General features: G+C 64.5%; 12 protein-coding genes. 8 read left to right on the top strand and 4 right to left on the bottom strand.

Going from position 1 to position 13426, the window contains the following annotated elements; genetic code table 11:
- The first annotated feature begins 256 nt into the window (after positions 1 to 256).
- The 3 genes from AAHK21_RS02400 (at position 257) to AAHK21_RS02390 (ending at position 4272) form a co-directional block, all read left to right on the top strand.
- On the top strand, positions 257 to 772 hold the full coding sequence (locus AAHK21_RS02400; protein WP_367856283.1) for a sigma-70 family RNA polymerase sigma factor: 516 nt from the start codon (positions 257 to 259) through the stop codon (positions 770 to 772).
- Positions 769 to 1689, top strand: a complete 921-nt coding sequence (locus AAHK21_RS02395) for a FecR domain-containing protein (RefSeq protein WP_367856282.1) — start codon at positions 769 to 771, stop codon at positions 1687 to 1689. Before AAHK21_RS02400 ends, AAHK21_RS02395 begins: the two co-directional genes overlap by 4 nt.
- 171 nt (positions 1690 to 1860) lie before the next feature.
- On the top strand, positions 1861 to 4272 hold the full coding sequence (locus AAHK21_RS02390; protein WP_367856281.1) for a TonB-dependent siderophore receptor: 2412 nt from the start codon (positions 1861 to 1863) through the stop codon (positions 4270 to 4272).
- A gap of 82 nt (positions 4273 to 4354) precedes the next feature.
- Here the strand turns inward: AAHK21_RS02390 and AAHK21_RS02385 are convergent, their stop codons facing one another.
- Both AAHK21_RS02385 and AAHK21_RS02380 read right to left on the bottom strand, forming a co-directional pair.
- Positions 4355 to 5383 carry an LLM class oxidoreductase gene (locus tag AAHK21_RS02385; RefSeq protein ID WP_367856280.1) on the bottom strand — a complete coding sequence of 343 codons (1029 nt, stop codon included), beginning with the start codon at positions 5381 to 5383 and terminating at the stop codon, positions 4355 to 4357.
- Positions 5384 to 5406: 23 nt separating this feature from the next.
- The gene (locus AAHK21_RS02380; RefSeq protein WP_367856279.1) at positions 5407 to 6042 is read right to left on the bottom strand and encodes a glutathione S-transferase family protein; all 636 of its coding nucleotides are present in this window, start codon (positions 6040 to 6042) and stop codon (positions 5407 to 5409) included.
- Between the two features lie 126 nt (positions 6043 to 6168).
- On the opposite strand from AAHK21_RS02380, the gene AAHK21_RS02375 reads away from it, so the two are divergent.
- Entirely contained in the window at positions 6169 to 7056 is an 888-nt protein-coding gene (locus tag AAHK21_RS02375; RefSeq protein WP_367856278.1) for a LysR substrate-binding domain-containing protein, read from the top strand.
- A gap of 57 nt (positions 7057 to 7113) precedes the next feature.
- Here AAHK21_RS02375 and AAHK21_RS02370 read toward each other — a convergent pair whose 3' ends face one another.
- Positions 7114 to 8964 (bottom strand): ABC transporter ATP-binding protein, encoded by a 1851-nt coding sequence (locus tag AAHK21_RS02370; RefSeq protein WP_367856277.1) that lies wholly within the window; start codon positions 8962 to 8964, stop codon positions 7114 to 7116.
- Between the two features lie 137 nt (positions 8965 to 9101).
- Entirely contained in the window at positions 9102 to 10328 is a 1227-nt protein-coding gene (locus tag AAHK21_RS02365) for an MFS transporter (RefSeq protein ID WP_367858936.1), read from the bottom strand.
- A 232-nt stretch (positions 10329 to 10560) separates the two neighbouring features.
- Between AAHK21_RS02365 and AAHK21_RS02360 the strand changes: the two genes are divergently transcribed.
- From AAHK21_RS02360 to arsH, 4 genes are read left to right on the top strand one after another with little or no spacing between them, the layout of a single operon-like run.
- On the top strand, positions 10561 to 10908 hold the full coding sequence (locus tag AAHK21_RS02360) for a metalloregulator ArsR/SmtB family transcription factor (RefSeq protein WP_094011131.1): 348 nt from the start codon (positions 10561 to 10563) through the stop codon (positions 10906 to 10908).
- Between the two features lie 21 nt (positions 10909 to 10929).
- Positions 10930 to 12213: an arsenic transporter gene (locus AAHK21_RS02355; protein WP_313650926.1), complete on the top strand. Its 1284-nt coding sequence runs from the start codon at positions 10930 to 10932 to the stop codon at positions 12211 to 12213.
- A gap of 27 nt (positions 12214 to 12240) precedes the next feature.
- Entirely contained in the window at positions 12241 to 12711 is a 471-nt protein-coding gene (locus AAHK21_RS02350; protein WP_367856276.1) for an arsenate reductase ArsC, read from the top strand.
- A gap of 12 nt (positions 12712 to 12723) precedes the next feature.
- Positions 12724 to 13425, top strand: a complete 702-nt coding sequence (gene arsH / locus AAHK21_RS02345; RefSeq protein ID WP_217866279.1) for an arsenical resistance protein ArsH — start codon at positions 12724 to 12726, stop codon at positions 13423 to 13425.
- Position 13426 lies beyond the last annotated feature (1 nt).

Here is a 13426-nt window from a genome sequence, read left to right as displayed (position 1 = left end):
GCTCCACGACGCAGGTCAATCATTGTCGACTGATGCCCGGTACCTGCCCCCCGCCAACGGTAGCTTCGGCAAAGTCCTCGTTGCCTCGCTTTGCGCTCGCCCAAATATCCAGCTATGCCCAGACCCCAGCAGGGCCTATGGCGGACTTCAATCCCTGCGACCCCTTTCACATGCCAGCATTCCCAATCCCTCCCTCACTGAGTACACTTGAGATAAGTTCTTATTTGCACCTGGTAATCTTTTTTAGGGAGGCGTGATGTCCACCGTTGTTCCCGATGGCACTGCGCACACCGGCCTGGAAACACTGTACCGTGAGCACAGCGGCTGGCTGCACGGCTGGTTGCGCCAGCGTCTGAACAACTCCGCCGATGCCGCGGACCTGGCCCAGGACACCTTCATCCGGGTGCTGTTGGCGCGCACCGCCGGTACCCTCAAGGAGCCGCGGCACTACCTGGCGACCATCGCGCGCGGGCTGACCATCGACCTGTACCGTCGCCGCAGCCTGGAAAGCGCCTACCTTGAAGCCTTGGCGCAGCAGCCGGAGCGTTATGCGCCTTCGGCCGAAACCCACGCCGCGATCCTCGATACCCTGATGGCCATCGACCGTATGCTCGATGGGCTGGGCCCGCGCACGCGGGCTGTGTTTCTCGCCGTGCAACTGGATGGCCTGAGCTACGAGAAGACCAGCGAACGCCTGGGTGTTTCGGTAAGCACCGTGCGCAAGCACCTGGCCCGCGCGCTGATGCATTGCCTGCTGGTCGAGGACGCATGAAGGCCATTCTCAGCACGGCGGTGGACTGGTACGTGCGCCTGCATGACAGCAGTGTCGATGACGCCACCCGCGCCGCTTGGCAAGCCTGGTGCATGGCCGACCCTCGCCACGCCGCAGCCTGGGCGCGCCTGGAGCAACTGCAAGGCCGCCTGGGCAGCGCCCCCCGCGGTGCCGCGCAGACCCTGGAAAACGCCCGGCGCGACCGGCGCCATGCCGTGAAGGCACTGGCGCTGTTGCTCGGCGCCGGGGCCGTTGGTTGGCAGGGGTACCGGGCTTCGCCCTGGAGTGCCGACTATGCGACACGGATCGGCGAGCGCCGCCGACTGACCCTGGCTGATGGCACACGCCTGGACCTCAACACCGACAGCCGTGTCGATGTTCGCTACGACGCGGGCCAACGCCTGATCCAGCTGCAGCGCGGCGAGATCCTGGTGGAAACCGCCAAGGATGCGCGGCCACTCAGCGTGCGCACCGTGGCAGGCGACATCCTGGCCCTGGGTACCCGCTTCAGCGTGCGTCAGGACAACGACGTGAGCCATGTGGCGGTGGCCGCCCATGCCGTGGAGGTGCGGCCCAGCCGGGCGTCGCAGGTGGTACGTATCGACAGCGGGTACAGCCTGAGTTTTGCCGCCGACCACATCGGCCCCCTGCAACCCTTGGCCCCCGGTGGCCAGGCCTGGGCCGAGGGCATGCTGGTCAGCGTTGACTGGCGCTTGGACGAGGTGGTCTATGAGCTGGCGCGCTACCGCCCCGGTTATCTCGGCTGCGCCGGTGAGGTCGCGGGCTTGCGCCTGTCTGGCGCATTCAACCTGGACGACACCGACGTCGCCCTGGCCAGCCTGGAAGACGCGTTGCCGGTTCGCGCACGGCGCATGACGCGCTACTGGGTGCGCCTGGAGCCAATCGGCAAGGGGTAGGGGCCCACAATCGTGGAGGCCCGAACCGAGAAGAGTGGGTGAAATCTCATCCGCTATCAAACATTCGAGAATTTTTCGCATTTGGGGTAGCAGATTTCCTTCGCTGCTTCGGCTCTTGAGGGCGCGCGCATCAAGCGTGCCCAAGCCAACCCGAAACAGGAACCCTTTTTCATGTCCGCACGCCGTACCTCGCTAGCCTGCAGTATTCGCCAGGCGACCCTCGCACTGAGCCTTTGCGGCGCCGCGCTGGCGACCTCGACCGCCTGGGCCGCCGCGCAGCGCTACGATATCCCGGCCGGCAGCCTGGCTTCCGCGATCAGCCAGTTCGCCGCCGCCAGCGGCGTGACCATCAGTTTCAGCAATGACGAAACCAGCGGGCTGCACTCCTCGGGGCTGCACGGCAGCTTCGAGCTGGAGCAAGGTTTCTCCGCGTTGCTGCAGGGATCGGGGCTGCGCGTGCAGCAGGTGGGCGACAAGCGCTATGTGCTGAGCAAGGTGTACAACGACGGCGCCGTCGAGCTTGGCGCGACCAGCGTCGACGCCCTGGGCCTGGGCAGCACCACCGAAGGCACCGGCAGCTACACCACAGGTTCTGCCAGCACCGCGACCGGCCTGCGCCTGTCGGCACGCGAGACACCGCAGTCGGTCAGTGTGGTGACCCGTCAGCAGATCGAGGACCAGAACCTGACAGACGTCACTCAGGTGCTCGAGCAGACGCCGGGCGTGGTCGTCGACAGCATGGGGCCGGCCGGTAGCGACGCCAACCATATCTATGTGCGCGGCTTCCAGGTCGGCAGCATCCAGGTCGATGGCGTCAACCGCCCCGATACCTTCGGCTTTCGCGACGACCTGGCCGACATGGTGTCGTACGACCGGGTCGAGGTGGTGCGCGGCGCCACAGGCCTGATGTCGGGGACTGGCGATCCCGGTGCCACCATCAACCTGGTGCGCAAGAAGCCGACCCTCGAGACGCAGCGCAAGTTGACCCTCAAGGCCGGCTCCTGGGACAGCTACCGCACCGAACTGGACCTGTCCGGCAAGCTGTCGGAGAGCGGCCATGTGCGTGGACGCTTCGTTGCCTCGACCACCGACAGCCAGAGTCATATCGACCGGCAGTCGCTGGAGCGCCAGGTCGCCTACGGCGTGGTGGAGTGGGACGTCACCGACAACACGATGCTGACCGTGGGCGCCGAGTACCAGGAGATGGACAACGACGGCGCGGGCAACCACGGCTTCCCGATGTACAACTCCGATGGCAGCCATTTCAATCCGTCGCGTTCGTTCAACTCGGCTTCGGACTGGAGCTACCACAAGCGCCGCACGAAAACGCTGTTCACCACGCTGGAACACCAGCTGGACAACGGCTGGCAGTTGAAACTGAATGCCGAGCACAGTCGCCGCAGCTATGACGACACCTTCGCCACTGCCGCCGCCGGTAGCGTCAAGCCCGATGGCAGCGGTATCAGTACCTGGACCGGGCGTTGGGCGGGCGAGCCCCGGCAGACGTCGTTCGACCTGTCCGCCAGCGGCCCGTTCGAGCTGCTTTCCCGCGAGCATCAAGCGTACCTCGGCGCCAGCCACTACCGGGCCTACTACCGCAACAACGGTTATCCGTTGTGGACGATCCAGTCCATTGACAACATCCATACCTGGGACGGTTCGCTGGCGATCCCGGATGCCATCCACACCAAGTCTTCGGAAGATGCGCTGGATGAAACCCAGGATGGCCTGGTGGCCTCGGTACGCTGGAGCCTGGCCGATGATCTGTCGTTGATTACCGGCGCGCGGGTGATCGACTGGAAGCGCGACGAAAGCGCCACCACCCTGGCGACCGGCAAGACCAAGCGCACTTCGCGCAGCGAAACCGGGGTTGTCACGCCTTACGTGGGGCTGGTCTACGACTTCGCCGAGAACTGGTCGGCCTACGCCAGCTATACCGCGATCTTCAAGCCGCAGAGCAGGCAGGATGCCAGTGGCGGCTACATCGAGCCGCTGGAGGGTGTGAACTACGAGTTGGGTATCAAGAGCGAGTTCTGGGACAAGCGCCTGACCACTGCCTTCAGTGTCTTCGAGGTGCAGCAGGACAACCTGGCCGTGGCTGACGGCGACAAGCTGGCACCGAACGGCGACCAGGCCTACCGCGCCGAATCCGGCACCAAGACCCGTGGTTTCGAGATGGAGATGGCGGGGCAGATCCTGCCTGACTGGCAGGTTTCCGCCAGCTACACCTACGCCCAGGCCGAAGATTCCGATGGCAAGCGCCTGCTCACTGAGGTGCCGCGCGATACCTTCAAGCTGTTCACCAGTTACCAACTGCAGTCCTTGCCACAGTTGAAGATTGGCGGCGGCGTGCGCTGGCAGGGCATGGAGTACAAGAAGAACGCCGGCCCGAACAAGGAGACGTTCACCCAGGGCGCCTACAGTGTGGTCGACCTGATGGCGCAGTACGCGTTCACGCCGCAGACCAGCGTCGCCTTGAACCTCAACAACGTGCTGGATGAGAAGTACTACTCGGCGATCGGTGGGCGCGGGTGGTACGGCACCCCGCGCAGTGCCACGGCAACGTTGGTCTACGCATTCTGATCCACGTCGGGCAGGTCGGGTGGCGCCCATGGCTGGGGCCACCCGACATACCGCGATGGACAGGCTCTGCGGCTGCCTGGTGCTACCAGCTTTGTGAATGAGGCTGCGGCCCTGGCAGCGTCGGAAACAACGGCAACACCTCCTCGGCCAGCTCCTGGATGATCTCCTGCGCCGGACGCCTGGCCATCTGCAATCCCAGCGCGGCGTGGTTCACCCCGGCCTCGCGCCATTCCTCCAGCAGTTCGACCAGCCCATGGCGCCCTGTGCGCAGCACATAACCGCCCTGCAGGGGCGTTCGGGGAAAGTGCGGGTCTTCGTCCAGGTCGATCCATTCATTGGTCATGTGTGGGCGGAAACCACCACCCGGTATCGCTTCGCGCCAGGCGCGGACTTTTGCCGCCAGGCGCAGCGGCCCGTGCCTGTCGTGGGTGGCGTGCGGGTAGGTGAGCCAGCCGTCGGCATGCTCGCCGAGCCACTGCAGGCTTTGCCGCGAAGAGCCGGTCATCACCAACGGGATGCGCCCGCAGACAGGCGCGGGCAGCAGGCGGGCGCCGTGCAGTTGCCCCAGCGGTGAGTCGATCGGCCCAGGTTGCTGGGCCAGCAGCCGACGGAAGTAGTCCACGCCCTGGGCAAAGCGCTCGCCACGGCTATCGTGGTCCAGACCGTAGGCCGGGAACTCCACGGGCCGGTCCCCCGAAGCGATGCCCAGCACCAGGCGCCCGCCCGACAGGTTGTCGAGGGTGGCCGCGGCCTTGGCCAGGTCGATGGGGTGGCGCAGGGGGAAGACGCTACTGCCGGTCACCAGGGCGATGCGTTCGGTATGGGCGGCCAGATAGGCGAGGTAGGCAAATGGGTCGAAGACCTGCCCGGCATCGCCAAAGTGCGGGTCGAACAACGGTACGTCACGCACCCAGACCGCTGCGAAGCCCAACTGGTCGATCTTGCTGACCAGGCGCGCCTGGCCGGACAGCACGCGCATATCGCCGTCATAGAAGCGCAGTGGCATGAAGATGCCCAGCGTCAGCGTGTCGGGGGCGAACATGCGCCGGTAGCCAGGATGCTCGCGGAAGGCGTCGGCGTTGGCGCCACAGGTGTTCGGGGTGGTGTTCATGACTGCTCCTTGGGTCAGCGTGTTCACGGGCCGGTGGCCGGGGCGGGTAGGCGGATACCGCGTTGCACGGCCGGGCGTCGTTCGACCTGCCGGTACCAGCGCGTCAGGTGGCGGTGGGCGCTGAAATCAAAGCCCACCAGGGCTGCGATATGCAGCCAGGCGAAGGTGGCGATGTCGGCAATCGAATAAGCGTCCCCAGCCAGCCACGAGCGGCTGGCCAGGTGCTGGTCGAGCGTTTCGTAGGTGCTTTCGGTCAGGCTGCGGTAGCGCTGCAGCGCCGCCGGGTTGGGCACGGTCTCGAAGCACTCGAAGTGCACGCGCTGGCCGAGCAGGGGCCCCATGCTGGCGCTGTGGTACATCAGCCAGGTGATCGCGGCCCAGCGGGGCTGCGCTGCCTGATCGAGCAACTGGCCGCTGAGCTGAGCCAGGTAAAGCAGGATGGCGGCGGACTCGAACAGCACGATGTCGGCATCACGGTCGACCAGCACCGGTATGCGGCCTGCCGGGTTGAGCGCGAGAAAGTCTGGTTGCATGTGCGCGCCGTGCTCGATGCGGACATGCTCCAGGCGATAGGGCAGGCCCATCTCTTCCAGTGCGATGGTGATTTTGAAGCCGTTGGGGGAACTGTCAGTGTAGAGAACAAGGGAGGGGGCTTGCATGCTGGATAACCTCAGGGAAACTAACGTAAGTTGTTTGGCCTGAGCGCTATCCTATGCATGCTGTATGCACATTTAAAACGATAGCTTCTGTCACCAGGATTAGATTTTCTAAACTAAGGAATCCCTATGGGCGCTGTCCTGCCATTGCTCGCCTTGCGTGCTTTTACCGAAACCACTCGCCTGGGCAGCCTCAAGGCTGCGGCCGAGCGCATGGGGGTGACGCCTGGGGCGATCAGCCAGCAGATCCGCCAGCTGGAGGACCGCCTTGGCGTCAGCTTGCTGACCCGCAGCCGCCATGGTGTGCAGCTCACCGAGGCGGGAGCGGCGCTGTACCCGGGCCTCTTGCGTGGCTTCGGCGAGATCGAGAACGCGCTGCTGGACCTGGACGCGTTGGTGGGCGCCAGCACCTTGACCATCAGTACCCAGCCCTCGTTCGCCTCCAGCTGGCTGGTGCCGCGCCTGGCCGCTTTCAATGCGCTGCATCCGCATATCGAGGTGCGCGTGGAGGCTACCGCGCAACTGGTCGACCTGCAGCGCGGGCGTGTTGATATCGCATTGCGCCATGGCTTGGGCGACTATCCGGGGCTTGAATCGATCCCCTTCCTGGCACCGGTGCTGCTGCCCGTCTGCAGCCCGGCCCTGCTCGCCGGCGGGCCGCTGCTGCGCGAGCCGCAGGACTGCCTGCAATACCCGCTGCTGCAGGAGGCCGAGCGCGCCGACTGGGCGCTGTGGTTGCAGGCCCACGGCGTGGTGCCGGACAGCCGCAGCCGGCGCGGGCCGAGCTTCGACGAGGACTTGCTGCTGTTGCGTGCGGCCGTCGGTGGCCAGGGCATCGCGCTGGTGCAGGCGCAGCATGCCGAGGAAGACCTGCGCGAGGGTCGACTGGTGGTGGCTTTGGACCGTCCCTGGCCATCGCGCTTCGCCTACTACGTGGTCGCCCGCAGGGAGAAGCTCGAACGACCGCCGGTGCGGGCGTTCATCGACTGGCTGGGTGGGCAGCTTGCCGGCGACTAGAGGGCAGGGGGCGGTATTTTCCGAGCCGCGACTTTCACGACGTTTCCCTGCTTTACGCTACTCCACAGCCTCCGCCAGCCCCTGGTCCTCCCCCAGGAACCCACCGCTTTGATGCCGCCACAGCCGTGCATAGGTGCCGTTCCTTTCGAGCAGTTCGGCATGGCTGCCTTGTTCGATGATGCTTCCTTCGTCCATGACGATGAGCCGGTCCATGGCGGCGATCGTGGACAAGCGGTGGGCGATGGCGATGACGGTCTTGCCCTGCATCATGTCGTCGAGGCTTTCCTGGATCGCGACTTCGACCTCCGAGTCCAGGGCGCTGGTGGCTTCGTCGAGCAACAGGATCGGCGCGTTCTTGAGCATCACCCGGGCAATGGCAATGCGCTGGCGCTGGCCACCGGACAGCTTGATGCCACGCTCGCCCACCAGGGTGTCGTAACCGCTGTGGCCTTGCCGATCGCTCAGCTGGCTGATGAAACCATCGGCCTGGGCGTTGGCCGCGGCGCTGCGGATCTGCGCATCGGTCGCTTCGGGGCGGCCATAGGCGATGTTGTCGCGGATGGAGCGGTGCAGCAACGACGTGTCCTGGGTGACCATGCCGATGGCGCTGCGCAGGCTGTCCTGGGTGACCTGGGCGATGTTCTGCCCGTCGATGCGGATCTCGCCGTCGTTGACGTCGTAGAAGCGCAGCAGCAGGTTGATCAGCGTGGACTTGCCGGCGCCGGAGCGGCCCACCAGGCCGACTTTTTCGCCGGGGCGGATGTGCAGGCTCAGGTCATCGAGCACCTGGCGTTCGCCGTTGTAGTTGAAACTCACCTTGTCGAAGGTCACCGCGCCACCACGGGTCACCAGCGTGCCGGCGTCGGGCGCATCCTGCACCTTGGGGCCGCGGGTCAGGGTGGCCATGCCGTCCTGCACGGTGCCGATGTTTTCGAACAGGGAGGTCATCTGCCACATGATCCAGTGCGACATGCCGTTGATCCGCAGGGCCATGGCCGTGACCGCCGCCACGGCGCCCGCGCCGACCTGGCCCTGGTGCCAGAGCCACAGGGCATAGCCGCCAGCGCCCAGGATCAAGCCGACCACCAGCGCCTGGTTGACGATCTCGAACTGGCTGACCAGGCGCATTTGACGAAAACCGGTGAGCTTGAAGTCTTCCATCGCCGCCCGCGCAAAGTGCGCTTCGCGTTTGGAGTGGGAGAACAGTTTCACCGTGGTGATGTTGGTGTAGGCATCGGAGATGCGCCCGGTCATCGATGACCGCGCATGGGCCTGCTCCTGGCCGACCTTGCCCAGGCGCGGCACGAAGTACAGCATGGCCAGCCCGAACAGGGCGCCCCAGGCCAGGAACGGCAGCATCAGCTGCAGGGCGAAACCGCCGGCCAGGGCGATGATGGCGATGAAGTACACGCCGATGCCGGGCAGGACCTCGATCAGGGTGAACAGCACCTCGCGCACGGCCAGCGCGGTCTGCATCACCTTGGTGGTGACCCGGCCGGAAAACTCGTCGGAGAAGAACGACAGGCTCTGGCGCAGCATCAGCCGATGGAAATCCCAGCGCAGGCGCAGCGGCAGGTTGATCGCCAGCACCTGGTGCTGCATCAGGGTGCGCAGGGCCACCAGCACGATACTGCCCAGCAGCACGCTGCCGATGCTCCAGAGCACGCGGCTTTCCTGTTCACTTGCGCCGCCTGCCTGCCAGGCGGGAAGCAGGTCGACCACCTGGCCGAGGAAGGAAAACAGCCAGGCTTCATAGATCGACACGCCGGCACTGAACAGCGCGAGGGCCAGGATGTAACCGCGCGCGCCCTGCGTGCAGGCCCACAAGAAGCGCAGCAGGCCTAGCGGTGGCGGTGGTATTTCGTCAGGGGGGAAGGGGTCGAGCCATCGTTCAAAAACACGCAGCATGCTGGTCTCCGGAAGGGCGCGGCGTTGATCGGCAACGCCGTAGCGATCGTGCAACCATACCGCACATCGAGGTGTTCGCCTTGCCGCTCGTGTCCTCCTGAGGCCAGCTGCTGCCCAGTGTCATCTACCGCGATCGGTCAGCAAGGCTGCGCCGCCATCCGATTGGAGACGTTGCGTCCGAGCACCAGTACCGCGACAAAACCGCAGCCCACCAGGGCCGTGGCCAGGCTCAACAGCACCGCGGTACCGAGCTGGTCGACAATGCGCCCGCCGAAGAACGAGCCCAAGGCGATGATCACCTGGAACATGGCGACGAACAGCGGCATGCCGCGTTCGACATCCTTGGGCGCCACCACGAACATCCAGATACTGGCGCAGGCGGGGAAGGCGCCGAAGGCGAAGCCCCACAGCGCGATCAGCATCGCGGCGCCGGTCATGCCGGTGGCGAAGTAGGGGAACAGAGCGGTGCTGATACCGATCATCAGGGCGACCAGCAACAAGGTGTGGCGCACGCTGCGGTTGGCGGCGAAACCGGCGAAGATGTTGCCGATCACCCCGGCCACGCCATACAGCAACAGCAGCGAACCAATGGTCGGCCCATCGAAACCGGCGCTCTGCTTGAAGAACGGTGCGACATAGGTATAGGCGGCAAAATGCGCCAGGCCGATCAGCAATACCGCGATCAACCCGACCCGCGCTTGCGGATTGACGAACAGCGCCGGCAGGTCGCTGATGCGAATGGCTTTGTCGGGGGTGAGCCGTGGCAGCAGGAAGACCTGCGCCAGCAGCACCGGCACGCCTACCAGCGCGGTGGCCAGGAAGGTCATGCGCCAGCCCATCAGGCCACTCAGCCAGGTGCCGACCGGCACGCCCAGCACGGTGGCCAGGGTCACGCCGACCATGATGATCGAGGTGGCCTGGGCCACGCCCACGCCCTTGGGTGCCAGCCGGCCACTGAGGGCAATGGCGGTGGCCCAGAAACCGCCGATGCTGATGCCCAGCAGCACGCGGCCGAACAGCAGCAGGCTGAAGTCGCTGGCGTAGGCCACGACGGCGTTGGCGAGGATCATGATCATCGTCAGGCCGATCAGCAGGTAGCGACGGTCCAGGGCGCCGATGCCCACCGACAGCAAGGGCGCGGCGAGGGCGGCCATGATGCCGGGCAGGGTGACCATCAGGCCGGCCTGCCCGGCGCTGATGCCCAGGTCGCTGGCGACATCGTTGAGTACGCCCACCGGGAGAAACTCACTGGTGACCAGGGCGAAGGCGCCCACGGCGACCGAGAGAATCGCCAGCCACTGTTGGCTGACGCTTTGTTGACTGTGTTCGGGACGGCCGTGAGACGGCGGAGTGACGCTGGACATGGTGTTGGATTCCATGGGGGATGCCGCCTGGGGCGGACCGGGGAGCGGGAAAAATGGTTGGCGATTATAAGAGACGATTTTGCCGAGCCGACAGGCGGGGCGCTCGATAGTAATCATCAGCCTGATCGATTGTTGTACCGCGAAAACTGACCACCCCTGGCGCGCCTGAACGCGCTTGCAATATACATGTGGAAATCCGTATATTCGTATTTCCATATGTATTGGTGCAGCCATGATAACCCCGCCCGATGTGTTCAAGAGCCTGTCTGACGAAACTCGTGCTCGCGCCAGCCTGCTGATCGCCAGTCTCGGTGAGCTGTGTGTCTGCGAGCTGATGTGCGCGCTGAACGACAGCCAGCCGAAGATCAGTCGCCACCTGGCGCAGCTGCGCAGCAGTGGCATGCTGCTGGACCGCCGCCAAGGGCAATGGGTGTATTACCGCCTCAACCCGGATCTGCCCGCCTGGGTACACGAGATCTTGCAGGCGACACTGCAGGCCAACACGCAATGGTTGGCAGAAAACACCCTGCGCCTGCAGAACATGGATGGTCGCCCCGTTCGTGACGCTGCCTGCTGCTGATCATCACTGTACGAGGTCATCATGCTGGTAGCGATTGCAGTCTTCGTTTTCACCCTCATCCTGGTCATCTGGCAGCCGAAGGGGCTTGGCGTTGGCTGGAGCGCAGCGCTCGGTGCCCTCATCGCCCTGGCGGCAGGCGCCGTTTCGCTGCACGACATCCCGACGGTGTGGGCCATCGTCTGGAACGCCACCGTCACCTTCATCGCCGTCATCATCATCAGCCTGCTGCTGGATGAGGCCGGTTTCTTCGAGTGGGCCGCGCTACACGTGGCGCGCTGGGCAAACGGCAGCGGCTATCGCCTGTTCGCCTTCTGTGTGCTGCTCGGCGCCGCCATGTCGGCGCTGTTTGCCAACGATGGTGCGGCGCTGATCCTCACACCTATCGTCATGTCGATGCTGCTCGCGCTGCGTTTCTCGCCCGCCGCGACACTGGCCTTCGTCATGGCCGCCGGCTTCATCGCCGACACGGCGAGCCTGCCATTGGTGGTCTCCAATCTGGTGAACATCGTCTCGGCCGACTACTTCAGGTTGGGCTTCAGCGAATACGCTTCGGTGATGGTGCCAGTGAATTTCGCCAGCGTGTCGGCAACCCTGCTGGTGCTGTTCCTGTTCTTCCGCCGTGATATTCCGAGACAGTACGCGGTCGCGGCCCTGAAGATGCCAAACGAGGCAATCCATGACCGCGCAACCTTCAAGGTTGGTGGCTGGGTGTTGCTGGTGTTGCTGATCGGCTTGTTCGCACTGGAACCACTGGGTATCCCGATCAGTGCGGTAGCAGCAACTTGTGCAGCGATCCTGTTTGCCGTCGCCGCCCGTGGCCACCGCATCTCGACCCGTCGTGTGCTGCGCGAGGCACCCTGGCAGGTGGTGATCTTTTCCCTCGGTATGTACCTGGTGGTATACGGGCTGAAGAACGCCGGCCTTACCGACATGCTCACCCACCTGTTCGACCGCCTTGCGCAGCAAGGGCTGTGGAGTGCCGCCATCGGCACCGGGCTGATCGCTGCATTGCTGTCCTCGGTCATGAACAACATGCCCAGCGTGCTGATCGGCGCTTTGTCGATCCAGGCCAGCGAGGCGCAAGGGCTGGTACGCGAGGCGATGATCTACGCCAACATCATCGGCTGCGACCTCGGCCCGAAAATCACCCCCATCGGCAGCCTCGCCACGCTGCTCTGGCTGCACGTGCTGGAGCGCAAAGGCATGCGCATCACCTGGGGTTACTACTTCAAAGTCGGCATCCTGCTGACGCTGCCAGTTCTACTGATCACCCTTTCGGCTCTGGCATTGCGCCTCAGCCTCTGAAACCCGCCACGAAGCGCAGGAGCTTTCATGCGAGTCCTATTCATGTGTACGGCCAACAGCTGCCGCAGCATCCTTTCCGAGGCCATGTTCAATCACCTGGCGCCTCACGGATTTGAAGCCGTCAGTTCCGGCAGTTTCCCGAAAGGCCAAGTGTTGCCTCGCAGCCTGACCACCTTGCAGCATGCCGGCATCTCGATCGAGGGGCTGAGCAGCAAGGGCAATGACGCTTTCGAGAGCTGCCCTCCTGACATCGTCATCACCGTTTGCGACAACGCTGCCGGCGAAGCCTGCCCGGTGTATTTCGGCCCTGCGCTGAAGACGCACTGGGGGCTGGAGGATCCGTCCGCTGTCGTGGCTGACGAAGCGTCGGTCGATGCTGCATTCCGCGCCACGCTGGCCCGGATCCAGTCTCGCTGCCAGGCCTTCTTCGCCCTGCCATTCGAAAATCTGGACCGTGAGCAGCTCAAAAACGAGCTGGATCGCATCGCTACGCTTTGAGCAGGAGGAAACATGTCCGAGCAACTGCCTAATCTCGATCTCTCGCTGTTCGATCTACCGCCAGCGGCAACCCGCTCCAGCGAGCACAAACCGCGCATCCTGTTGCTGTATGGATCGACCCGCGAACGTTCCTTCAGTCGCCTGCTGGTGGAAGAAGCTGCACGCCTGCTGGAGCACTTCGGTGCCGAGACCAGGGTCTTCAATCCGTCGGGCCTGCCGCTACCTGACGATGTGCCTGTCGAGCACCCCAAGGTGCAGGAGCTGCGTGATCTGGTGCAGTGGTCGGAAGGCCAGGTCTGGTGCTCGCCAGAGCGCCACGGTGCAATGTCAGCAGTGTTCAAGGCGCAGATCGACTGGATTCCTCTGGCACTGGGTGCGGTTCGCCCCACTCAAGGCAAGACTCTGGCGGTCATGCAGGTGTGTGGCGGCTCGCAGTCATTCAACGTGGTCAACCAGTTGCGCGTGCTTGGCCGCTGGATGCGCATGTTCACCATTCCCAACCAGTCTTCGCTGCCCAAAGCCTACCTTGAGTTTGATGACGCCGGGCGGATGAAACCCTCGCCGTACTACGATCGTGTGGTGGACGTCATGGAGGAGCTGGTGAAGTTCACCGTTCTGTTGCGCGACCGCCAGGCGTTCTTGGTGGATCGCTATTCGGAACGCAAGGAAAACGCCGAGCAACTCTCTGCCCGCGTGAACCAGCGCTCGATCTGAG

It is taken from the genome of Pseudomonas sp. TE50-2, from assembly GCF_040813665.1.
In the GTDB taxonomy this organism is placed as follows: Bacteria; Pseudomonadota; Gammaproteobacteria; order Pseudomonadales; family Pseudomonadaceae; genus Aquipseudomonas; species Aquipseudomonas soli.
This window is presented reverse-complemented; position numbering and strand designations above follow the sequence as displayed.